Origin of the sequence: Balnearium lithotrophicum, from assembly GCF_900182585.1 — a bacterium.
Classification (GTDB): domain Bacteria; phylum Aquificota; class Aquificia; order Desulfurobacteriales; family Desulfurobacteriaceae; genus Balnearium; species Balnearium lithotrophicum.
On the sequence record NZ_FXTM01000001.1, the window covers coordinates 12,546 to 36,006 of the forward strand.

Here is a 23,461-nt window from a genome sequence, read left to right on the forward strand (position 1 = left end):
AAGTTATGGCTGTTTCATTTGAAAAGATAATTGAGAAGAAGGAGTCCTACTTTAAATACTTGAGGCTTGATAAGCTCCCCACTATCTGGTGTCCAGGGTGTGGAATAGGACAGGCCTTAAAGGCAACCTGTATGGCCCTCTACGACTTAGGAATAGACAACGACCAGGTTTCAATGGTATCAGGAATCGGGTGTTCATCAAGAACTCCAGGTTACTTTGACGGTTTCACACTCCATACAACCCACGGTAGAGCTCTCGCCTTTGCAACTGGATTGAAGCTCTACAAACCTGAGCTAACAACAATCGTATTTACAGGTGACGGAGACTGTTTTGCCATTGGTGGTAACCACTTTATCCATGCTGCCCGTAGAAACATAGATATTACAGTTGTAATGATTAACAACTGGATTTATGGTATGACCCACGGACAGGTATCACCAACAACACCAACGGGAGCTCAAACAACAACAACTCCCGGCGGTAACTACGAGCCGAACTTTGACGTTGCAGAGCTTGCAAAGGCTGCCGGTGCAACTTACGTAGCAAGGGGAACGGCTTACCACGTTACAGAGCTTAAAAAACTGATTCAGGACGGTATAAAACACAAGGGATTTTCGTTCATTGAGGTCCTTTCACCCTGTACGATAATTTACGGTAGAAAGAACAGAATGACATTTGAAGAGATGTACATGTGGTTGAAGGAAAACACCATACCCCTTAAGGCCTGGGAGAAACTTCCTGAGGAGAAGAGGGCAGGAAAACTTCCAAGGGGAGTTCTCTACCATGATGACTCAAGGCCTGAGTATACAGAGGTTTACTGGAACAGGGTAAAGCAGCTTTCTGGAGGTGAAAAATGAGATACGAAGTTAGGGTTATAGGTTCTGCTGGTCAGGGTTCCATTCTGGCTGCCGTTGTTCTTGCAACAGCAGCAGCCGAAGAGGGGCTCTGGGCTACCCAAACGGCAGCTTACGGTGCTGCTATGAGAAGCGGAACATCCTTAGGTGACGTTGTTATATCCGACCAGCAGATAGACTTTCCCCAGGCTACAGAGCTTGATGCAGTTATTATTCAATCACAAGAGGCATACGACGAGATGGTAAAGGGTAAACCTATAAGATTAGACCCTGAGTGTAGTGAGGGCTCTGCAGATATACTTGCAAATGTGAAGCCGGGAGCTCTCGTAATTGTTGATGAGGACTTGGTTCAGTGTGATCTTGACTGTAACCTCTACAGGGTTGTTTCTGCCCCAATTGCAAGAACTGCTGCAGAGGTTCTCGGAAGGCGTCAGGTTATGAACATCGTTGCTCTTGGTGTTTTTCAGGTTGCAACGTCACTCCAGTTTGATGGAAAACCCCTCATATCCGAGGAGTCCTTCCTGAAGGCAATTGAGAAGAGCGTTCCAAAGAGGTTTATTGACCTTAACAAAACGGCATTCCAAGAAGGGGTTAAAATAGGAAAGGCTGCTTTAGAAAGAGTTTAGGGGGCTCTGGCCCCTTTTCTTTTTGGGGGAGGAAATGTCGCCGAGAGAAATAGCCTCATTTATGGAGAAAAATGACAAGATAGCCAAGAACTTTAACATGAAGGTTACTCATGTAGAGGAGGGGAAAGCAACTGTTGAAATGGTAGTAAGTAAGGAAATGCTGAATGCAGCGGGAGTTTGTCAGGGAGGAGCAATCTTTTCATTGGCAGACTTTGCCTTTGCAGTTGCATCGAACAGCTACGGAAATGTAGCCTTAGCGGTTCAAGCAAACATCTACTTCTTAAATCCTGCCTTTGAGGGTGAAAAGCTAACGGCCCTTGCCTACGAAAAGGAGAGAAAGAAAAAGACGGGACTCTACTGTGTAGAGGTCAAAAAGGAAGATGGAACCTTGGTTGCACTATTTACAGGACAGGTTGTCATTAAGGAAAGTAAAATAGTTGTATAATACAATTAATCTTTGATTTTGGAGGTCAGTGTGGCCAGAGCTCTAAGAACAGTTTTTGGCTTTAGAAAGTGGATAGCCTCAGTTGAGATTATTCTCTACATATTTATGTTTATAACCCTCATAATGACGGCCTACCACCACATTTTTGGAGGACACTAATTGTCAAGACCATCCTGGGACCAGTACTTTATGTCCATTGCCCAGATGGTCTCAACGAGGTCAACCTGCCTCAGAAGAAAGGTTGGAGCGGTTTTAGTAAAAGATAAAAGAATAATATCAACGGGGTACAACGGCCCCCCTTCAGGTTTAAAACACCCTGAGGAAGTTGGTTGTTTAAGGGAAAAATTAGGAGTTCCAAGTGGAGAGAGGCACGAGCTCTGCAGGGGACTCCATGCAGAGCAGAATGCAATAATACAGGCAGCTCTCCACGGAGTTTCAACGAAGGGTTCCGTTTTGTACTGTACTCACTGTCCATGCTCCCTCTGTGTAAAAATGTTAATAAATGCAGGGATTGTTAAGGTCATTTACAGGGAGGGATATCCCGACTGGCTTGCAAAGGAAATAGCAAAGGAAGCTGGTCTTCCACTCATCCAATTTGAGGATAAATAATCATATAATTAAGTTCCAACTTCACCACTGGAGGAAAGGTTTTGAGGGTAATTCTCTTATCCTGTAATACTCCCGATTTGAAAGAGATTTCCGAAAAACACAGACACTTTTCATTTACCTTTCTCGTGGATGGAATATCAAGGGCCTGTTCTCACCAACTTGTAAGGCATAGACCAGCTTCCTACAGTCAGCAGTCCCAAAGGTATGTAAGTATGGAAAATTTCCCTTACGTTAAGCCAAAATCCCTTGAGGGAATTGAAGTTTCAATGGAGGGAAGGAATTACAACTACGATGAAGTAATGGAATTTTTAGGAAAAGTTTACAGTAAGTTTGTCGAGGCTGGGGCTCCCAAAGAGGATGCGAGGTTCGTTCTTCCAAATGCCTGTGCTACAAGGGTTCTCTTTACTATGAACGGAGAGGAGTTGGTTCACTTCCTAAGGCTTAGAACCTGTTCCCGAGCCCAGTGGGAGATAAGGGAAATGGCTATTAAGATGTTAATTGAGCTGAGGAGGAAATTTCCGGAGCTCTTTAAGAACGTTGGTCCCAACTGCTACTACTTGGGTTACTGTACAGAGGGTAAAAAGAGCTGCGGAAGGCCTGATGAGGTGAGGAAATTCTTTAAAAACCTGGAGGAAGTAAATGTTCAAAATAATTGAAAAAGCAGCAGGGTTAATCGAAAAGTTGGGAGTTGAAAACTACGATATTTATGCTGTGGAGGGTATAGGAACTTCTGTAGAGGTTAAGGAGAGAGAGGTAAACAGAATAAAGAGCTCGATAACAAAGGGCTTAGCCATCAGACTTGTGTCAGAGGGAAGGTTAGGGTTTGCCTATACGAACGATGTTTCCGACGATGGAGTTAGAATAGCGATTGAGTGTGCTAAGGAAAATGCAAAAATATCGGAGCCGGATGAGTACGCTTTTTCTATGCCCCAGAAGAGTGAATTGGACTTTCCCCTCTTTGATGAAACCTTTGATGAAATACCCATAGAAAAAAAGATTGAAATTGCGAAACAGTTAGAGGAGGAGGCACTAAGTTACAGCAGCAAGATTAAAAGGGTAAGGAAAGCCTCCTATTCAGACTCTAAGGGAACTGTTTACTACTACAACTCAAACGAGAACTCCTTTTCCTATACAACTTCAAACTTTTCATTGAGCATCCTGTTGGCTGCTGAGGAGGATGGGAGCTCCCAAATGGGTTGGGATTACCAGTCAAGCAGGTTCTTCCAAAATCTCAATCCCAAACTTGTAGCTGTAACGGCAGGTAGTAGCGCTGTTGAGCTCCTTGGAGCAAAACCAATAAAGACAAAGAGGGTTCCCGTAATATTTAAAAATACGGTCTTTGCAGAGCTGATAAGCACCCTCTCTTCGGCATTCTTGGGAAACAACGTTTTAAGGGGAAAGTCCCTATTCAAGGACAGGTTGGGCTACGAGGTTGCAAGCCACGTACTAACGGTTTACGATGACCCACTAAACTTGGATGGAGCTGGAAGTTGCCCGTACGACGATGAAGGAGTAGCTACGAAGAAAAAGGCAGTTATAGAGAGGGGAGTTTTGAAGAACTTCCTGGTTGACATGTACTCTGCTAAAAAGTTGGGACTAAAGCCTACGGGAAATGGAATAAGGAGCTCGATATCATCTCTACCTACATCGGGAGTTACAAACTTGGTTGTTGAGAGGGGAGCTCTCAACCTCCAGGAGTTGGTTAAAACACCAAAAGAGGTTATTTTAGTTACGGATGCAATGGGTCTCCATACAATTAATCCAATTTCTGGAGAGTTCTCAATCGGCATAAGTGGAATTTACTTTGTTGATGGTGAAAGGGTAACTCCTGTTACAGGGATGACAGTTGCGGGAAATGTTAAAGAGCTCCTCAGTGGAATAACTGAGGTTGGTGCCGACCAGAAGTGGCTTGGAAACGTTTGTTCACCTTCTGTTTTAGTAAAAGAACTAACGGTTAGTGGAGAGTAAATGAAAAGTATTAGAAGGGAGAAATTAAAGTCGACACTTGTAAGGGAAATATCGGACATTGTAAGAAGGGAGATAGACTTACCGGAGGGAATCTTTATTACCGTTCAAGGGGTTGAACTCTCAAAGGACGGCTCAAAGGCTACAGTTTTTATTTCGGGACTTAAAAAAGAGGATGTTTTAACGGCGGTTGAAAGGCTAAACAGAGCAAGTGGATACATTCACCACCTTTTGGGCAAGAGGATTAGAGTGAGAACGGTTCCAAGACCTGAGTTTGTAGTATCTCCAGAGGTAATGTTATGAAGTTAAATAGAAAGGAAACGGCAGAGCTTATAAAAGCTATGGAAGGTGACATTCTCATAACAACCCATAAAAATCCAGATGGTGATGCCGTTGGAAGCTCGTTGGGCTGGTACAACTTCTTAAAGAAGTTGGGAAAGAGTGTAAAAATTGTTTACAGGGATAGAATCCCCTACTTCTTTGACTACCTTCCAAATGTTAACGAAGTAGAAGTGGCTGAAGAAATAAGGAGGGAGTTTGACTGGGTAATAATAACCGACGTTTCTGAGCCTAAAAGAACGGGATTCGAGGAAATACCTGCCAAGAGGTCGCTCGTTATAGACCACCACATAACTGCAGAGCCCTTTACAAACTATTTCATTGTTGAGCCAGATATATCAAGTACGTGTGAGCTCTCATACTACATAATGAAGCTTATTTCTGAGGAGCTTATAGACAGGAGTGTTGCACTTCCCATATACACTGGAATCTTAACCGATACCGGCAGCTTTAACTATTCAAACACTTCACTTGATACTCACTTGGTGGCAGCAGAACTTCTAAAAAAGGGAGTTGAGCCCTATACAGTCTATACAAGCATCTTTGAAAGAAACAGGATTAACAGGTACAAGCTCTTAGAACTTGTTCTTAAAACTCTAAAGTTTGCCCTTGACCAAAGAGTGGCCCATATAACACTCTTCAGGAAATTTTTGGAGGAAACAGGAGCGTATCCTGAGGAGTCTGAGGGGTTTATAAACTATCCGAGGTCAATAGATGGTGTTGAGGTGGCAGTCTTTTTTAAGGAAATTGAGGAAAACTTCTGGAAGGTTTCGTTAAGGTCAAAAGGGAAGATAAACGTAGCTGAAGTAGCCAAGAACTTGGGAGGTGGTGGCCACAGGATGGCTGCCGGTTATGAGAAAAGGGGGAGTATAGACAAGGTGAAGGAGGAGCTCTTTAAGGAGCTTGAACTGGCCTTTGAAAAGGAGTACTACGAAAGTATCTCTTAGAAGGGAAAGCCGAAGGATATGTGAAATCTACCCCTTCCCTGACCGGGAACTTTCTTAAGCTTGTAACCGTAATCAAACCTTAAAGGCCCAACTGGAGTAAGGTAACGAATTCCAAAACCTACAGATGAGTACCAGTTGGAAAGTTTAAACCGGGAAGGTTCTCTAAATACCCTTCCTGAATCGTAGAAGAGAGCTCCCTCCAAATTCTTGGTTAGACTTCTTCTAACCTCTAAACTAAAAAGTCCGTAAGCTTTACCGCCTATGTAGTTGCCCTTCTCATCCGTAGGTGATACTGTTCCGTACTTGTATCCCCTAATGCTCTCTGCACCACCTAAAAAGAACCGGTCCTGAACGGGAACTGGCTTTCCCCCTATGGAGTTAATAATACCTCCATTTAACCTTACTACAAATATTTCCTCTCCAATGGGAAAGAGGTAGAGAAACTTTTCCTCTGCCATAACGTAGTCTGTATCACCTCCTAAGAGAAATCCTGATAGGGAGAGATTTAAAAATGAAAGGAAACCCCTTTTAGGGTTTGATTTGTTATCCCTCCTGTCGTAAGTCTGAGAATAGACAAAGCTTCTCTTTAAAAAGGAACTTTTAGCCCTTATTGAGGTGTTACTAATTCTCTCCCTTGAAACTTCAATCCTAAAGGTTTGAAAGAAGGATTTACTCTTTCTCCTTAAAAGTTCAAAGTTGTAAGTAGTTTTGTCAGTCTTAAAACTCTCGTATATCTGCTCCTTCTTGACTATGGAGTAGGAAGTGTCCCATTTCCTGAAGGGGAATTGAGGTTTCATCACTTTAAAAACGGCATCGTAGCCCTCTTTCTGTCTGTACTTTCCAAAGAGGAAGTACTTCAGACCATAACCAAAGGGGGATGTAGAGCTTAAGAAACCATTTGTAACTATTCCAGAATCCGTTCCGTATCCTACAAACCCCTTAGTTTTTAAAAGACTTCCCTCTTGGAGAGTTATAATCTCAGAGATTGCAGAATCTGTCTTGAATTCCTTAATGTCTATCTTGGAAAAGAGCCTGCTGTCCATTAAAAGGGAGTACTGTTTCGTTACTTTCTCTTTTGAGTAAATTTGGGATGGTTTAATCAATACAAGGTTCTTTATGTACTTTAATTTTGTTCTTTTAAGGCCCTGAAAGATTACGTATCCAAATCTATACTCCTTTCCAGGAAAAATTCTAATAAAGACCCCCATTAAAACCTCATTTCCCCTCCTTCTTAACTCCTTCTTTCTGTAAATAACTTTAACATCGGGAAATCCCTTAAATCCATAGCAGTCGGAAATTTTGTTTAAGATATCTTCTAAAACTCTATCACTGTAGACAGTGGGAAGTTTTATTTCCTTGAAGCAGTTGAGTGTGTCTCCTTCAACCTTTAGTGAAACGATTCTGTAAATTGGCCCCTTTTCCACTATAAACTTAACAGTTCCTTCTTTAGAAACAGAAACATTGACCTTAGCAGATAGGTAACCTTTCCTCTTTAGATTGCTAACGAGTTCCAATTTTATAGAATTAACATCCCTTTGAGAGAAAGGTTTTCCTGTTAGCTTCTCTATTTTTCTTCTATCAACCAAATTTTCATCGATTCCCAGGAATTTAAACTCCTTAAAGAAAACTTCTGGTCCTTCGTATATTTTAAATTCAACAATTTCCTCACCATCAACTGCCCTCGTAGTTGCCTTTACAGATACAAAAGGGAACCCGTTATTTTGGTAGAAAGTTTTTATGTTCCTTACAGAGTTTTCAATCTCAAATGGGTCAACAGCAGCTGCTCTACGAAAAGTTAACAGTTTTGAGAGTTTTTTTTCTGAAAAGTGCCTGTTTCCATCAAATTTTACAATGTACTTTTTCCCAGTCTGAACAGAGATTAAGAGTTTCACCAAACCTCTATTTCCTTCAATCGGCTCAAGTCTTAGATTAACCCTTCCATTGTAGTACCCTCTATTCAGCATTAAATCAACGATTTTTTCCTTAAGTTTAGATAGAAAGGAGTACTCAGGAGTTTCTCCTGTAAGCTCCCTAATCTCATTCTCTACCTCTGATTTGATGGATGTATCACCATTAAAATTCAGTTCTATCTTTGATATTCTGTAGAGAATTAAATTCTTGACAGTGAACAGAACCACATAACCGCACTCTGTTTTTTTTACAGCATAACTGATATCGGGTTTCGAGTATCCCAGTGAGCGAATCTTCAAAAAGAGTATGTACTTGGCATTTTCTATATCGCTCTTGTTTACAGGTTTTCCAAGAAGCAAGAAGGAGACCACCTTCTTTACATTATTTACATTAGTGAGATTTCCAACATTTCCCCTAATTTCTACCTTTTTGATTAACCTATAGTCTACAATTTTTAACGTATCTCCTTTCCTTTTTACAATGTACCCTAAACTCTCGAGGAGACTTTTGGCAGAGGAAACACAGTCTGTAAATGTACAAATTCGGGAGGATTCCTTTTCTATTTGGTAGGCAATCGATTCGTCAAAACAGACCCCCTTTTCTACTTCTATTTCAAGTCCATAAGCGTTGGCAAATAGAAGAAAGACTAACCAGAAATACCCTTTACGTATGGTTCTCCTCCGTAGAAAACAGTCTTGACTTTCCCTTCCTCTTCCAATTTTTCAACTATACTTTCAACCTCTTCCTTCAGGACTCCTAAGGCATCAGCAATTTCATCAACGGGACACGGCCTCCTTACAACTATTTGATAAATCTCCTCTCTAAGTTCATTTACCGGCATTTTTCTCTTCTTAGCAACAGACTTTGCAATGATTTCTGTGTTTGGATAGTTAACTGTTTTGGCTATCTCGGAGAGCTCCTCGTACGATAGCCCCTCTACTCCGTAAGCCGGAGGCCTTACCACCGTGTTTAAATGCCACTTATCGGGGGAAATTTTATAGACCAACTCTCCTAACCTTTCAACTTCTTCCTTTTTATCGTTTATTCCCCTTACAAATAGAGTTTCTAACCATATTTTTGATTCTGTTTCACTCTTTAATCTCAAAATTCCCTCAACTACTCTGTTCACAGTTAATCCAGAAACAGGTCTGTTCAACTTTTTAAACGTTTCATCAGTTGCAGCATCAAGTGAGGGAAGAATTAAATCGATTTCCCTAACGTCGTTTATAACATCGTCCCTATGAAGAAGGGAACTGTTTGTTAAAAGTGCTAATTTAAACTGGGGAAACTCGTCCTTTATCCACTTAACCAGATCTCCCAACCTTGAAAAGAGAGTAGGTTCTCCATAACCTGAGAATGTTATATAGTCTATGTCAGGATTTCCCTTCAGGAATTCCGAAAGTTCTGACTTAACTTCATCGAATGGAACGTACTCAGCCCTGTTTAACGTCTTCTCGGTTGTGGCTCCAACTTCACAGTACAGGCAGTCCATACTGCAGACTTTGAAGGGAACGAGGTCTACTCCTAACGAAAATCCTAACCTCCTGGAAAATACAGGTCCAAAGACGTATTTCATAATTCCTCCTATTTTAAAATAAACACTCAATTTATACAAATTATCGGAGGAGGAAAATGGAATCAAGGGAACACTGGAGCTCCCGGATAGGCCTAATCCTTGCTATGGCTGGAAATGCAGTAGGCCTTGGGAACTTCCTCAGATTTCCTACTCAGGCAGCCCAAAACGGCGGTGGAGCCTTTATGATACCTTACATGATTGCCATGCTTTTAATAGCAATACCCTTAATGTGGACCGAGTGGGCAATAGGTAGGTACGGAGGAGCAAAGGGGCATGGAACGACCCCTGCAATCTTTCGGCTACTCTGGAAGAATCCGATTTCAAAGTACATAGGCGTTTTGGGTCTATTTGTTCCCTTTGTTGTCCTCTGCTACTACATATACATTGAATCCTGGACTTTAGGATACTCTTTCTATGCCCTTTTGGGACTTCTCCCCCACCCAGACCCAAGTCTGACACAGAGCGAATTTCTAAAGCCATTTGAAAACCTATTAAGGGAGTACACAAAACCGTCGGTCACAGCTTACATATTTTTTCTTATTACAGTTGCTTTTAACGGATTCATTCTCTACAGGGGAATCAGTGGAGGTATTGAAAAGTTTGCAAAAATAGCAATGCCTACGCTCTTTATACTGGCTCTGTTTTTAATGGTTAGGGTAATTCTAATAGAGACACCTCACGGAACAGCTGTTCAAGGATTGGACTTCCTATGGCATCCTAATCTGTCGGAGCTCTCAAACCCAAAGGTTTGGCTTGCAGCAGCAGGACAGGTATTCTTTACGTTGAGTTTAGGATTTGGAGCAATAATTACCTATGCTTCATACATAAAAAAGGACGATGATATAGTGGCCTCAGGGCTCTCTGCAGCTTCCCTCAACGAGCTTGCCGAGGTTATTTTAGGGGGGTCGATAGCAATTCCTGCAGCTGTTGCATTCTTCGGTGTAATTAATGCAACGTCGGTTGCAAGTAGTGGTGCCTTCAACCTTGCCTTTGTAACGCTCCCTGCACTCTTTTCTCAACTGACGGGAGGAGATATATTAGGATTCTTCTGGTTCTTTTTGCTGTTTTTTGCAGGAGCTACATCCTCTGTTGCCATAACGATGCCCATAGTTGCCTTTTTAGAGGACGAGTTTGGTCTATCGAGGAAGATTGCCGTAACTGTAACTGTAATTTTCACCTTTTTGGTGGCTCAGATACCAATTTTTATGCCAAAGGCCCTTGATGAGATGGACTTCTGGGCAGGAACGTTCTTTGTAGTTCTCTTTGCACTCCTTGAGGTTGTTGTTTTCTTTTGGCTCTTTGGAGGAGAGAGGGCATGGGAGGAGATTAACAGGGGAGCTCTCTTCAAAGTTCCTAAACTTTTCTATTACATCCTAAAGTACGTGACTCCCCTTTCTCTCTTTGCAATCCTTTCAGCCTGGACCTTAAGCCAGCTTCCTCAGAAATTAGTTACTGGTGATTTTCAGGTATGGGCAGCCCGCTTTGTAATGATTTTCATCCTTGCCCTTCAGGCTTTTATGGTTTACTTAGCAGATAGGAGGAGGAGAAATGAAGGGTAGTTCACTTCTCTTTATGGTCTTTTCCTGGATGACAGTTTTTGGATTTGTCGTTTTCTGCTTTACCGTTATTTTAAGGGAAGGGAAAAATTTGAAGGGGAAGGATAAGGAGGAGTTTGAAGAGTTTGAGGAGATAACATGATAAGACTGAGGAACTTAAGGTTAAAGAACTTCCTTTCCCACGTTCAGACAGAAATAAACTTCAACGACGAGACCTACGTTGTATTGGGAGAGAATGCCTCGGGAAAGACTTCTATCTTAAGGGGAATATTCTTTGGTCTTTTTGGTGAGGATTTGAGAAAGAGTAGGTTGGAAAAGCTCATAAACAGAAGGTCAAACAGTGGGGAGATTGAGCTGACATTTATCCACAGGGGCAACGAGTATACAGTTTTGAGGGAATTTTCTGTAAGGAGAAATACTGCAACTCTGTTTAAAAACGGAAAGCTTGAGGCAACCGGAGTGAATCAGGTTAAGGAAGTAGTCAGAAATTCACTGGGTTTGATGCCTGAAATATTCAAGAACACAGTTTTTGTTCCTCAGGGAGAAATAGTTGGGCTTTTAAAGGGAAGTCCTTTGGACAGGAGAAAAGTTCTAAATAGGCTTTTGGGGCTTGAGGAGTACGAAAAGAAACATGAGATGATAAAGAAGGAGAGGAAGGAAATTGAGGGCTTTAAGAAGCACTTAGAGGCTTCAATTGTTGGAGTGGAGAAGGAAAAGGAGGAAGGAAAAAAGTTAGAAAAGAGGATAGAAGTTTTAAACGAGAGAATAGGGACACTATCAGATGAAGTCAAAAATGAAAAGGGTGAAGTGGAGAGGATTCAAAAGGAGTTGGAAAAGTTAGAGGAGAAGAAGAATGTTTACACTCAAATCTCAACAGAATTAAGTAGTGTCCAATTAAATATTGGAAAAATCAATGAGAAAATAAAGAAGTTAAATGAAAAACTTAAGGAATTAAAAGAAAAGAAAGGAAATATTTTGAAACTTAGAGATGAGATTAGACCTCTAAAGGGAGCTGAAGAGTTAAGTGAAGTCGTTCAAGAGTTAAAGCTTTTAACTAAGGAGCATGAAAATCTGAGGAAAACTTTAGATGAAAAAAGCAAATTGTTAAGTGAAAAGGAAAGGATAAAGGAAAATTTACCAAAGTTGGAAGCTGAATTAAATAACTTAATCAGGAAAGAAGAAGAGCTAATAAAAAATAAAGAATTATTGGTAGAAAAATTTAACGATTTAAACAGGCTGAAGGATGAATTTACAAAAGTAACATCCGAAATTGAAATGAAAAAAGCCCAACTCTTAAAGCTCAGGGAAGAGATTCCAGAGGTGGACCTAAGTGAATTTGAGAAATTGAGATTCAACTTTGAGGAAAAACTCAGTAAGCTTAAGGATTTACAGGAAAAACTGAATTTAATAAGGAAGGAGAAAGAGGAACTCTCTGATAGAGTTAAACTACTGCAGAAAGGAAACTCTAAGTGCCCCGTTTGTAACGGAGATTTGACTGAGGAGAAGAGGTTAAATCTGATAGAGGAATCTAAAAATAGGTTAATCAAGGTCAGTAATGAGGAGGAGAAACTTTTAAATGAAATTGAGAAGCTGAATGGTGAAATCAAAAGTCTGGAAAAGGAAGTTAAGTTAAAGGAAAACTTAATCGTTAAAAAAGAAACTTTAGAATCTGAAATTAGAGAAATTGAAAAAGAGATAGAGGTACTATCGGGGAAAATCCCTAAGTTTAATCAGGATGAGATTAAGCAGTTAGAAATTTCAATTTCGGATTTGGAAAAATCAAGATTGGAAGTTTTAAAGAGAAAAACAGAGCTATCCCAAGAAATTAAGAGTTTAAGGGAATTTATTGAGAGACAACCTAAGGAGCAAGTTCTCCAACTAAAGAAAAAGCTCAATGAGCTTGAAGGGGAAATTTCCAAACTGAAGCAAAGGGCAAAGGAATTAAAGGAGAAGTACGAAATTCCAGTTTCAAACGGTAAGGAACTTTCAGAGTTCTTGAGAAAACTAAAGGAGAAGGAGAACCTCCTTAAGAGGTTAGAGGGTGAAGTTAGCTCAGAGGGGGATTTAAGGAAGGAACTTTCAGAACTTGAAGAGGAGTTGTTGAGACTTCGGGAAAGGGAATCCTCCCTCAGGAGGAGGTTGGAGGAACTTTCATTCGAAGAGGGACTCTACAGAGCATTTAAGAAGAGCTCCAAAGAGTTAATATCCCAGTTTCAGAAGAAGAAGGAGGAGCTGAGTAAATTAATTGGAGAAAAGGCCGGTTTGGAGGAAAGCCTTAAGAGGTTAAAGAGGAGAATTGAGGAGGGGGAAAGGATAAAAGAAAACTTTTTAAAAGTTCGTCAGGCTGTGAACCTTCTTTCAGAGGTAGAAAGGAGTATGCACCCGGGGGAGGGATTTTTAAAGTTTGTAAGAACGATGCTGCTTCCCCAAATAGCATACTACTGTAAGGAGTTCTTCTCCATTTTTGATTTTGAGTTTGGAGACCTCTACATAGATGAGAACCTTACAGTAACTTTCGGAATTCCCGGTCAGGGAACGATGAGCTTGGATGAGCTTTCTGGAGGACAACAGGTTGCATTTGCCCTTGCTCTGCGATTTGCAATGGCAAGGAACTTTTCTCAGAGGATGGAGCTCCTAATTTTGGACGAGCCGACCGTTCATTTGGATGCCCAGAGGAGAATGGGGCTCACAGAACTCCTTACAGCTTTAAAGACCAAACTTCCTCAGATGCTCATTGTTACCCACGACCCTGAACTTGAGGTTGTGGGAGATAGGGTAATCAGGGTAAGGAACCACGGAGGGAGCTCCTTTGTTGAAGTTGGAAGTTAACGTTTATCTACCTGTTCTCCTTTACGTTGTAGTTCTTATTATTTCAATTATTTCTGAAGTTTTAATTAGGAAATTCATCAGTAATAAGTTTGAGAAAACAGTAGTTGATGTAACTCTGCTCGTTCTATTTTCCCTAATTCTCTTTTTCCTTGGATGGAATCTCTCTGAAAGTTTAACAAACTGGAATTACAGGGAATTATTCAAGGATACTGCTGTATTGATTTCCTCCCTCTATATGGTAAGGGCTGTTCATATTCTTTCTCAAAGAAAAGTTATTAAGTATATTCCTTATCTAACTTTTCTAATTGCTTACGTTTTATCCTTGATTTATATATTTTCGCCCAATCTTTCAGACTTCTATTTAACACTGATATTAAAGTTAAGGAAGTTATTTGTGTCGCTTGGAGTCATTATAATATTTTTGGAATTCTGCTCTGCAGTAAAATCTGAAAAAAATAGAAGAATACTTAGAATATCGGGTTTATTTACCTTAATAACAATTTTCACTATGTGGATTTTTAATTATTTAACATTCAGTTCTCAAACAATAGTTGGTGTAGCAATAGTTTTAATACTTACTTCATTACTAATTTTAGTATATTCAAAGTTAATACCTAAACTTAGTGAATTTCTGCAGAATAAAATCTCAGATAGAGATGTAGAAGTAGTCGAATCAAACTTAAAGTTGTTATCTTTTGTGATTTACATTATTTTGTTTATTAAATCACTATCTAATTTTTCCAACTTATATAAAGTTATCAATAAGCTCTACTTGATTTACATAATAAAAACAGATTTAATAAAGATATCCCTCGGAAATATTTTAAACGTCTTAATTTTAGGGTTGATTCTCTTCTCTCTTCTAAATGTAGGGAAGAAACTCATAAAACTAACATTTCCTAAGGAGAGGAGGGAGGTAGAGGGAGGTTCAGCAGAAGCATTGATATTCAACTTAGGTGTTCTATTCAATTTAATTATTTTGCTTTCAGCATTAGGAATAACCTGGAAGGTTCTCCTTCCAATAGCTGGAACTTTAGGTGTTGGCATTGGGTTTGGCCTTCAAACAATAATGAACAACTACATTAGTGGTTTTATACTCCTGTTCAGCAAAAAGTTAAAGGTTGGAGATATTATAGAGCTCCCCTCAATATCGGTGTCTACGCTTGGAAGGGAGGTTCCGAGTGTTTTTGGAAAGGTAAGCGATATAGGAATACTTTCAACAATCGTAAGGACGAACGATGGAGTTGAAATTTCCATCCCAAACTCATCATTTATAAACTCACCCATAGTAAATTTCTCCTTTAGAGACCCGTACGTTAGAATGAAAATTCCCGTTGGTGTTTCGTACTCCTCAGACCCCTTAAAAGTTAAGGAGATACTTTCCTCTGTAATTGAGGAAATTCCACACGTGGTCAAATTTCTCCCTAAGAGTGTAAGATTTGAGGAATTGGGAGATAGTGCAATTGTTTTTACAGCAATTTTCTGGATAGATGTAAGAAAACACATAAGAGTAAGAGATGTTGTAAGTGAGTTTTACTACAGAGCTTGGTATAAATTGAAGGAGAGCGGAATAGAGATTCCATTTTCTCAGAGGGATGTTTGGTTTAGAAACCCTCTAAAGGTTGAGGTTGAAAACTTAAAAGAGGAGGAGAATTGATAAAGGTCATTTTAGAGCTTGAACCGGAGGACTTTTACACAATTGTTGGACACCACGAGGAGAACCTTAAAAAGCTTGCAGAGATACTCAACGTAAGGTTAGGTTCCCGCGGAAACGAGATAATGATAAACGGGAGCTCCGAGGGCGAGGAGAAGGCAAGGAAATTTCTAAAGGACTTAGAAGGACTTGTAAAGTCAGGCCATAAGCTTACGAAGTCAGACGTTGATATGTACATTACCCAGCTCTCTGCAAGGAAGGAACCAAGGATTAAGGAATCTGCAGGAGAAGTAATAGTAACAACCTACCGTGGAAAGAGGATTGTTGCAAAAACCCCTACACAGAGGAGGTACTACGAAGCAATAAAGAACAACGACATAGTTTTCGGTGTAGGACCTGCAGGAACGGGAAAGACCTACTTAGCAGTAGCAATGGCAGTCTCCTACTTTAAAAAGGGGCTTATTAACCGCCTTATTCTCACAAGGCCTGCAGTAGAGGCCGGAGAGAAGTTGGGCTTCCTACCGGGAACCCTTCAGGAAAAGATAGACCCTTACCTTAAACCGCTCTACGATGCCCTCTTTGAAATGATAGAGCCTGAGAAGGTCAATTCGTACCTTGAGAGGAACATTTTTGAAATAGCCCCTCTTGCCTACATGAGGGGAAGGACTCTGAACGATGCCTTTATCATTCTCGATGAAGCTCAAAATACTACAAGGGAACAGATGAAGATGTTTTTAACGAGGTTAGGATTTGGTTCTAAGGTTGTGATAACTGGAGACGTTACACAGATTGACCTTCCATCAAATAAGACATCTGGACTTGTCGAAGCTACGAGGATTTTAAGGGGTATAAAGGGAATAGAGATTGTTGAATTCTCAAGGGAAGACGTTGTGAGACACAGACTGGTTCAGGAGATTATAAAGGCCTATGAAGAGTTTGAGTCAAGAAAGGAAGAATAGTTTAATTGTTTATTCCCTAGTTCTCCTACTGAGTCTTCTATCGACCCTATTTCTACTTCCACTCAACTTTGTAAATATTCCCCTTTTAAAGCCGGGAGAGGTTAGCCCTGTTGATATCAGATCTCCGGTGTCGGTCAATGCGGTAGACGAGGAGGAGACAGAGAGGGAGAGGGAGAGGATAAGGGAAAAGTACCTTCCGATATTTTCCTACAGGGAAAGGGCTTACGAAGAGGTACTGGAAAAGTTAAACAGTCTTACATACCTAACCCCAGAACAGAAGAAGCTTGTTCGGGATGTACTGAACTCTTACTACAAGAGGGGAATAATATCTGAGGTTCCAAAGGGTTTTAACGAAATAACAGTGGTTACTTATGGTAGAAGGAAAAAAGAAAACCCTCAAAATTTCTTAAAGGTTGAAACCATCCGTAAGGAGTTTAAAAAGGACTTAACAAAGGTTCTAAGGGATGAAAATCTCGCAGAAAGGGTGTCTGAAGACTTAAAAATTAAGCCAAATTATGTTTTCCTTAAGGAGGAGAGTGAAAAGCAATGGAAGGAAGCTGAATCGAAGGTTAAGCCTATTTACATTAAAATTAGAAAGGGAGAAGTAGTAGTTAGAAAGGGTGAGAAAGTATCACCTAAGGCGTCAAAAGAATTAAAGTTAATAAGGAAAGAAGTTTTAAAAAACAAAACTCTAAATAAATATTTCTCAATTTTTTTACTTTCTTTAGTTTCATACCTGTCAGTAATAAGACTCTATAAGGTCATAAGTCCATCTGCGTACAGCTTAAAGAACTTAATTTTTTCAATGTCTGTAATTACTATAGATATCTTTCTCATAAAGTTCTTTACATTTCTCTCAAAATTGATAATTGAGACACTAAACTTACCGGTTAATGAAAGCTTAATCTACATTCCGATTGTGACGTCTGTTATTTTTGGCTCAATGTTCATAAACAAGAAAGTTGCACTTATACACATTCTTCCAGTAACAGCTCTCTCGGGATTTGTCATTTCAAAACCTGAGTTTTTAATAGTTCCCGTCAGTATAGGAGCTCTCTTCTCAGCCTTTGATTCGAGAAAGTTCAAAAGCAGGGAAGTCATTTACAAATCCGCATTTAGGGGAGCTCTCGTAACAGTTATCCTACAGGAAATCTTTCTAATTTACTACAGTGGTTTCAACTTAAGGAGTGAAAACTGGATAGAGCCTGTACTCACGATAGCAGGAGCTCTAATTGCGGCCGTTTTTGTCAACGGACTAAGCCCATTGATAATCAGTCTTTTTAACTTTACAACCGATTACATCTACATGGAACTCATAAACTTAAACCACCCCCTCCTTAGGAAGTTAATCTTAAAGGCTCCCGGAACTTACAGCCACTCTGTAATGGTAGCTACCCTTGCAGAGGCAGCAGCCGAGGCAATAGGAGCAAACGCTCTACTGGCAAAGGCAGGAGGGCTTTTCCACGACATAGGTAAACTGAAAAATCCTCAAGCGTTTATAGAGAATCAATTTAACGGAGTGAACATCCACGATAAACTTCCCCCTGAAAAGAGTGCTGCAATTTTGAGGTCTCACGTTGAGTACGGAGAGGAGTTAGGAAGGAAGTACAAACTTCCAAAGAGAATAATTGACATAATAAGGCAGCACCACGGAACAAAGTTAATGAAGTACTTCTACCACAAGGCTAAGGAACTCTACGGTGAGGACAAGGTTGATGAAAAGGTGTACAGGTATCCCGGGCCAAAGCCTCAGTTTAAGGAGTCTGGAATCGTAATGTTGGCAGATACCGTTGAAGCTGCCGTTAGGTCTATGAAGGATAAGAACATAGACCTTGATTCCTTTATACACAAACTGATAATGGATACTATAGAGGAGGGACAGTTGAACCAGAGCGGTCTATCTTTAAACGAGATAGGAATTATTGAGAAGGTCTTTAAGAAGGTCTTATCCGGGGTTTACCACAGTAGAATAGAGTATCCGGAGGAGAAGAAGGAGTAGTCATGTTTGAAGATGTTGGAAAAACACTTGTTTTTCTGGGTCTAATACTGGTCGTCCTTGGAGTTACGTTGGTTCTACTCTCAAAATTTGGAGGCTCAATCCCCTTAGGAAGGCTTCCTGGAGATATTTACATTAAAAGGGACAACTTTGTTTTCTTCTTTCCTTTGGCAAGTAGCATCCTAATAAGTATCTTGCTCTCACTACTTTTCTTCGTAATAACTGTTTTATCGAGAAAGCAATGAAAAAATTACTTCTCTCAGTTCTTTTAATTCTAATTCCCAACCTCTGTTTCGGAGAGGTTGTTAAGGAAGTACAGATTGAGGGGCTGAAGTGGACTAAAAAAAGGTTTGTTTTAAGGGAGCTCCTTTTTAAATCGGGGGATGAGTTTTCAGAAAGGAAACTCAAAGAGTCCATAAGGAACCTCCTAAATACCCACCTTTTCTACGAAATCAGACCGGTAGTTAAGAGGACTAAGGACGGGGTAATTGTTAAGCTAAAAATAAAGGAGAGATTTCCAATAGTTCCACTTCCAAAGCTTAGGTTGAAGAGCTCCGGCTCCTACAGAGCCGGAATGGAAGTCAGGGACTACAACCTGTTGGGAATGGGACACAGGCTCTACACAGGGTACGTTAAGTGGTTCAATACGAGTTCTGAAAGTTACTCTGTTTTTACATACTTTGACCTGTACAGGGTAATAGAAAACAGGGGAAACATTTATGGGGGGATTTACTACTCCTCTGAGGAGGAGAGTTCAGAGAGTGAAAGCTACAGGGTAAAGAAAATTGACCTACCCATTGGAGTTCACTTCTTTTTAGATGAAAGAAAAATAAGCCAGATAAGGTTTGGAATAACTCCTTCATTTTCAAGGTATACCGATGTCTTAAGCGATAAGAAAATATACTATGCAAACCTTTCATATACAAGGGACCTTTCAACCGACATGGTCTACTTTGTAAAGGGCGGAATTTTCAACGTTTCTATAAATCAAGCTGTTCCAAAGGTTTCTGATTTAACAACTGGGAGAGTTGACTTCAGCTTTTCAAGGTCCGTTCAAGTGTCCGGAACAGAAACCAGGAACTACTGGTTAGGTATGGGAACAAAGTTAGGCTACTCAGGTAAGGGATATAAGATAGTAGCTCCCGTTCCAGGATACAGGAGCCGATTAACCGAATCCAAAAGGTATATAGCAGGAAGTTATGGAATAAGAGCTCCAATAATTGACAAGAGCGTCTACTTCTTCCCGAAGGTATACTTGGGTAACACGTTCAAGGGAACCGATGGTGTTTTGCTCTCTACAGGATTTGAGGTTACTGCATTCTGGGCTAAGCTTACTGATGGTATCATAAGATTTAAAGTTTTCAGGGGTTTGGGAAAGGATGGAGATACTCAAACCTTACTAAAACTCACTTTTAGGTGGTAGATATGAAGGTATCCTTAGTTCAGTTTTCCTCAAAGTTGGGAGAGTTTGACTACAACCTTGAGAGAACAGTCGAGTTTGCAGAAAGAGCAAGGAAGGAGGGCTCCTCCATCTGTATATTTCCGGAGCTCTCACTGACAGGGTACAACGTTTGGGACTTAACATTTGAAGTTGCAATAAGGCTTGATTCCCCAAAGTTCTCTCCCCTTTTAGAGCTAAGCAGGGAGATAGATATAGTTGTTGGATTCGTTGAGGAGAGTCCCGAGTACGTCTTTTACAACAGTGCCGTTTACCTTTCAGATGGAAAAATTAAGCACCTTCACAGGAAGGTATACCTCCCAACCTACGGGATGTTTGACGAGGGAAGATTCTTCGGAAGGGGAAACAGAGTAGAGTCATTTAATTCTGCTCTCGGGAGGAGCTCCATCCTCATATGTGAGGATTTGTGGCACATGTCAACCGTTTACCTCTCCTTCCTTCAAGGGGTAAAGTTTATATTTGCCCTCTCATCAAGCCCCGGAAGGGGTTATAAGGAAGAGAGAATGTTTGGAAATGCGGAAATTTGGCAAAACATGGGAGAGTTCTACTCTCGAATGACGGGCAGTTACTTCTTTTTTGTAAACAGGGTGGGAACCGAGGATGGATTTGTCTTTTCAGGGAAGTCCTTCGTTTCAAATCCCTTCGGTGAAATAGTGGCAGAGGCATCTCCCTTTGAGGAGGAGATTTTGACGGTTGAAGTAAAAGAGGAGCTTGTAAGGTCTGCAAGAATAGGCCTTCCTCTCCTGAGGGACGAAAGGCCGGAAATTGTACTTGAAGCTCTAAGGAGGCTAAAAGATGAGATTTAAGTTAGAAAAAGCTTTAGAGATAAAGGATAAAGAGTTTATAAAAAATGCCCTGGCAAGATTTATTAAGGAGGAGGTTGAAAAGGCCGGTTTCAGGAAAGTTGTTGTTGGAATTTCTGGAGGAGTTGATTCAGCACTATCTGCCTTTTTGGGAGTTGAAGCCTTAGGTAGGGAAAATGTAATAGGAATTTCAATGCCCTATAGAACGTCCTCTAAAGAGTCCATTGAGGATGCAAGGACCGTTGCCGAGGTTTTAGGTATTGAGTTCTACGAGATAGATATAACCCCTCAGATAGATGCATACTACGAAAAGCTCCCGGAAGCCGACAGAATAAGAAAGGGAAACAAGATGGCTCGGGAGAGGATGAGTATCCTGTACGATTTTGCCCACTGGAAAAATGGCCTCGTCCTTGGAACGAGCAACAAGAGCGAAATTTTCATAGGTTACTCAACAAGGTGGGGAGATAGTGCCCACGATATTAACCCGATAGGTGACCTCTACAAAACTCAGGTTTGGGAAATGGCCGAGTTTGTGGGTGTTCCTGAAAAAATAGTTAGGAAAAAGCCATCTGCTGACCTCTGGCCGGGACAAACCGACGAGGGTGAAATAGGAATTACGTACAGGGAGCTTGACTTGATTCTTGTCGGCTACGTGGACTTAAGGTTGAGAAAGGAGGACTTAGTATCCTACGGTTTTGAGGAGAAAAAGGTTGAAAGAGTCCTGAGTATGGTTAAAGGAAGCCAGTACAAGAGAAAGTTACCTATAATTTGTAAAATTTCCCAGCGGACGGCAGATAAGGATTTCCTCTACTTAAGAGATTGGGGGCTTTGATGATTGTCGATTTTAAGGAGTTAGGTGTTTTTGGAGCTAAGGAACTGAAGAAGAGAGGGGCTGACTACGGAGACCTGTTCTTTGAGAGGCGCTTTACCTTCAGCGGAAAGTGTGAGGATAACAGGATAGAGAACATATCCACCGGCCTTGAGATGGGAGTAGGGATAAGGTTTGTTAAGAACTTTAAAACCTACTACGGATTTACAAATGAAATTTCAAAAAAGGCCATTCTAAACATAATTGAGAATCTATCCTCTGCAGCCAAGGGGGAAGAGGTCATCCTAGACTTTACAGAAAAGAAGAAAAGGTACGAGGAAATTGTTGAAGGGCTTGATTTTGACATTCCAACAGAAAGGAAGGTTGAATTTCTTAAAAGGGCAAACGAAAAGGCCAGAAGCTTCGGGGATAGGGTAAAACAGGTTACGGTTGTTCTGAGGGACCAGATTCAGGAGGTCTGCATTGTAAATACAAACGGGAAAATCGTTGAGGATGTGAGGCCAAGGGTTGTTTTCTATACCCTTGTTGTTGCATCTGACGGTGTGGAGCTCCAAACAGGCTATGAGCCCGTAGGGCACCTCGGTGACTACTCCCTATTTGAAAGGGTGACACCTGAGGAAGTTGCAAGTGTAGCTGCAGAGAGAGCTCTAAAAATGTTAAAGGCAAAGCCTGCCCCTGCAGGAGCATTTACAGTTGTTATCTCCTCTAAAGCTGGCGGAACAATGATTCACGAAGCTGTAGGCCACGGACTTGAGGCAGATTTGGCAAACCTGGGACTTTCGGTCTACTCAGGAAAGGTAGGTCAAAAGGTTGCATCTGAGTTGATTACCGTTGTTGATAACGGCTTTATGAAGGGAAAGTATGGAAGCTCAGGATACGACGATGAGGGTATTCCTACCGGCAAAAATGTTTTAATAGAGAACGGCATCTTAAAGGGTTACATGTACGACCTCATAGAGGCAATGAAATCAGGAGACGAACCTACAGGAAATGGAAGGAGGCAGTCTTACAAGCACGTCCCCATACCGAGAATGACGAATACCTACATAGCTCCAGGTGATACAAACCCTGAGGAGATTATTGAGGACACGAAGAGCGGAATTTTGGTTGTGAAGATGGGGGGAGGTCAGGTCAACACGGTAAACGGCGATTTTATTTTTGAAGTCTCCGAGGGCTACTTAATAGAGAACGGCCAGATAACTGAGCCCATAAAGGGGGTTTCACTAATAGGTAACGGTCCAAAGGTTTTAGAGGAGATAGATGCAGTTGGGAACGACATAGGTTTTGCGATAGGGACCTGTGGAAAGGATGGTCAGGGAGTTCCCGTGTCTGATGGAATGCCCACCGTTCGAATTCCAAAGATAACGGTTGGAGGGACTAAGTGAGGGCTGTCGCTTTAAAGAATGTAGAAGTGGAAGGACTTGGAAACTTGAGGGAGTCCTTAGAGAGGAGAGGAGTTAGTGTTGAGGAGCTCCCTGCCTATAAAGGTGAATTTCCAGAAATTAGCGACTTTGACCTCCTTATAGTTTTAGGTGGTCCTATTGGTGTTTACGAGGAGGATAGGTTCCCGTTTTTAAGGAAGGAGAAGGAACTTCTAAGGGAAAGTCTATCTCAGGGAAAGAAGATTTTAGGAATCTGTTTGGGAGCTCAGCTCCTAGCTGAAGTTTTAGGGGGGAAGGTACAAAAGGGAGAATGGGGAAAGGAGATAGGTTGGAAACCGATATATCCTCAGGACCACCTTGAAATTCTCTACAAGGATGAAGTTACCGTTTTTCACTGGCACGGTGACACGTTTGAAATTCCCCAAGGATGCGTAAAAATGGCATCCTCACAGATGTACAAGAATCAAGCATTTAGGTTAGGTAACCAAGCAGTTGGCCTTCAGTTTCACATAGAGGTAACTCCTGAGGATATAGAGGGTTGGATTTCAGCTTACAGGGATGAGCTTAAAAGTGAAGGACTCAACGAAAGTGAAATACTTGGGAACGAATCCCTATGGAAGAGATTGAAAATTTACTGTGACGTCTTTACAGAGTACCTTTTGAAGTTATAAAGCTAATCTTGACATCATAATAAATTCTAATAATATAATTGACACCTGAAA

The 23,461-nt window shown here is 40.9% G+C and carries 23 protein-coding genes; 21 read left to right on the forward strand and 2 right to left on the reverse strand.

The features are described 5' to 3' along the window. Positions 1-5 precede the first annotated feature (5 nt). From FN732_RS00055 to FN732_RS00090, 9 genes are read left to right on the forward strand one after another with little or no spacing between them, the layout of a single operon-like run. Positions 6-857: a thiamine pyrophosphate-dependent enzyme gene (locus tag FN732_RS00055; protein ID WP_142933280.1), complete on the forward strand. Its 852-nt coding sequence runs from the start codon at positions 6-8 to the stop codon at positions 855-857. Next, positions 854-1,480 carry a 2-oxoacid:acceptor oxidoreductase family protein gene (locus FN732_RS00060; RefSeq protein WP_142933282.1) on the forward strand — a complete coding sequence of 209 codons (627 nt, stop codon included), beginning with the start codon at positions 854-856 and terminating at the stop codon, positions 1,478-1,480. The genes FN732_RS00055 and FN732_RS00060 overlap by 4 nt, the downstream gene beginning before the upstream one ends. A gap of 34 nt (positions 1,481-1,514) precedes the next feature. Then, positions 1,515-1,925 carry a hydroxyphenylacetyl-CoA thioesterase PaaI gene (gene paaI, locus FN732_RS00065; RefSeq protein WP_142933284.1) on the forward strand — a complete coding sequence of 137 codons (411 nt, stop codon included), beginning with the start codon at positions 1,515-1,517 and terminating at the stop codon, positions 1,923-1,925. 30 nt (positions 1,926-1,955) lie between these two features. Beyond that, entirely contained in the window at positions 1,956-2,084 is a 129-nt protein-coding gene (locus FN732_RS09790; protein WP_281279900.1) for a hypothetical protein, read from the forward strand. Further along, positions 2,085-2,534 (forward strand): deoxycytidylate deaminase, encoded by a 450-nt coding sequence (locus tag FN732_RS00070; protein ID WP_142933286.1) that lies wholly within the window; start codon positions 2,085-2,087, stop codon positions 2,532-2,534. Between the two features lie 41 nt (positions 2,535-2,575). Continuing rightward, a complete protein-coding gene (gene thyX, locus FN732_RS00075; RefSeq protein WP_142933288.1) occupies positions 2,576-3,190 on the forward strand; it encodes an FAD-dependent thymidylate synthase in 615 nt (204 codons plus the stop codon). Continuing rightward, positions 3,174-4,502: a TldD/PmbA family protein gene (locus FN732_RS00080; protein ID WP_142933290.1), complete on the forward strand. Its 1,329-nt coding sequence runs from the start codon at positions 3,174-3,176 to the stop codon at positions 4,500-4,502. The genes thyX and FN732_RS00080 overlap by 17 nt, the downstream gene beginning before the upstream one ends. Then, positions 4,503-4,802, forward strand: a complete 300-nt coding sequence (rbfA, locus tag FN732_RS00085) for a 30S ribosome-binding factor RbfA (RefSeq protein ID WP_142933292.1) — start codon at positions 4,503-4,505, stop codon at positions 4,800-4,802. Beyond that, positions 4,799-5,785 carry a DHH family phosphoesterase gene (locus FN732_RS00090; RefSeq protein WP_142933294.1) on the forward strand — a complete coding sequence of 329 codons (987 nt, stop codon included), beginning with the start codon at positions 4,799-4,801 and terminating at the stop codon, positions 5,783-5,785. Before rbfA ends, FN732_RS00090 begins: the two co-directional genes overlap by 4 nt. On the opposite strand, the gene FN732_RS00095 is transcribed toward FN732_RS00090, so the two are convergent. Both FN732_RS00095 and FN732_RS00100 read right to left on the reverse strand, forming a co-directional pair. After that, on the reverse strand, positions 5,782-8,067 hold the full coding sequence (locus FN732_RS00095; RefSeq protein ID WP_185954178.1) for a BamA/TamA family outer membrane protein: 2,286 nt from the start codon (positions 8,065-8,067) through the stop codon (positions 5,782-5,784). The two genes, FN732_RS00090 and FN732_RS00095, sit on opposite strands and share 4 nt — an antisense overlap. A 275-nt stretch (positions 8,068-8,342) precedes the next feature. Continuing rightward, a complete protein-coding gene (locus FN732_RS00100; RefSeq protein WP_142933298.1) occupies positions 8,343-9,272 on the reverse strand; it encodes a radical SAM protein in 930 nt (309 codons plus the stop codon). Positions 9,273-9,328: 56 nt separating this feature from the next. Here FN732_RS00100 and FN732_RS00105 point away from each other — a divergent pair, with 56 nt between their 5' ends. Genes FN732_RS00105 through FN732_RS00155 form a run of 12 tightly spaced genes read left to right on the forward strand, consistent with a single transcriptional unit; the run spans position 9,329 to position 23,410 of the window. Beyond that, complete coding sequence (locus FN732_RS00105) at positions 9,329-10,831, forward strand: sodium:neurotransmitter symporter family protein (protein WP_142933300.1); 1,503 nt, start codon at positions 9,329-9,331, stop codon at positions 10,829-10,831. Continuing rightward, on the forward strand, positions 10,821-10,970 hold the full coding sequence (locus tag FN732_RS09515; RefSeq protein WP_185954179.1) for a hypothetical protein: 150 nt from the start codon (positions 10,821-10,823) through the stop codon (positions 10,968-10,970). Before FN732_RS00105 ends, FN732_RS09515 begins: the two co-directional genes overlap by 11 nt. Beyond that, positions 10,967-13,657 (forward strand): AAA family ATPase, encoded by a 2,691-nt coding sequence (locus tag FN732_RS00110; protein WP_142933302.1) that lies wholly within the window; start codon positions 10,967-10,969, stop codon positions 13,655-13,657. Before FN732_RS09515 ends, FN732_RS00110 begins: the two co-directional genes overlap by 4 nt. Then, positions 13,641-15,314 carry a mechanosensitive ion channel family protein gene (locus tag FN732_RS00115; protein ID WP_142933305.1) on the forward strand — a complete coding sequence of 558 codons (1,674 nt, stop codon included), beginning with the start codon at positions 13,641-13,643 and terminating at the stop codon, positions 15,312-15,314. The genes FN732_RS00110 and FN732_RS00115 overlap by 17 nt, the downstream gene beginning before the upstream one ends. Next, entirely contained in the window at positions 15,311-16,270 is a 960-nt protein-coding gene (locus FN732_RS00120) for a PhoH family protein (protein WP_142933307.1), read from the forward strand. The genes FN732_RS00115 and FN732_RS00120 overlap by 4 nt, the downstream gene beginning before the upstream one ends. Beyond that, positions 16,239-18,269 (forward strand): HD family phosphohydrolase, encoded by a 2,031-nt coding sequence (locus FN732_RS00125; protein ID WP_142933310.1) that lies wholly within the window; start codon positions 16,239-16,241, stop codon positions 18,267-18,269. The genes FN732_RS00120 and FN732_RS00125 overlap by 32 nt, the downstream gene beginning before the upstream one ends. Positions 18,270-18,271: 2 nt before the next feature. Then, entirely contained in the window at positions 18,272-18,511 is a 240-nt protein-coding gene (locus FN732_RS00130; protein WP_142933312.1) for a DUF2905 domain-containing protein, read from the forward strand. Continuing rightward, positions 18,508-19,689 carry a POTRA domain-containing protein gene (locus tag FN732_RS00135; RefSeq protein WP_142933314.1) on the forward strand — a complete coding sequence of 394 codons (1,182 nt, stop codon included), beginning with the start codon at positions 18,508-18,510 and terminating at the stop codon, positions 19,687-19,689. Before FN732_RS00130 ends, FN732_RS00135 begins: the two co-directional genes overlap by 4 nt. Positions 19,690-19,691: 2 nt before the next feature. Next, positions 19,692-20,531: a nitrilase-related carbon-nitrogen hydrolase gene (locus FN732_RS00140; RefSeq protein WP_142933316.1), complete on the forward strand. Its 840-nt coding sequence runs from the start codon at positions 19,692-19,694 to the stop codon at positions 20,529-20,531. Further along, the gene (locus FN732_RS00145) at positions 20,521-21,360 is read left to right on the forward strand and encodes an NAD+ synthase (protein ID WP_142933317.1); all 840 of its coding nucleotides are present in this window, start codon (positions 20,521-20,523) and stop codon (positions 21,358-21,360) included. The genes FN732_RS00140 and FN732_RS00145 overlap by 11 nt, the downstream gene beginning before the upstream one ends. Further along, positions 21,360-22,742: a TldD/PmbA family protein gene (locus tag FN732_RS00150; RefSeq protein ID WP_142933319.1), complete on the forward strand. Its 1,383-nt coding sequence runs from the start codon at positions 21,360-21,362 to the stop codon at positions 22,740-22,742. The genes FN732_RS00145 and FN732_RS00150 overlap by 1 nt, the downstream gene beginning before the upstream one ends. Next, the gene (locus FN732_RS00155) at positions 22,739-23,410 is read left to right on the forward strand and encodes a glutamine amidotransferase-related protein (RefSeq protein WP_142933321.1); all 672 of its coding nucleotides are present in this window, start codon (positions 22,739-22,741) and stop codon (positions 23,408-23,410) included. Before FN732_RS00150 ends, FN732_RS00155 begins: the two co-directional genes overlap by 4 nt. The last annotated feature ends 51 nt before the right edge of the window (positions 23,411-23,461 follow it).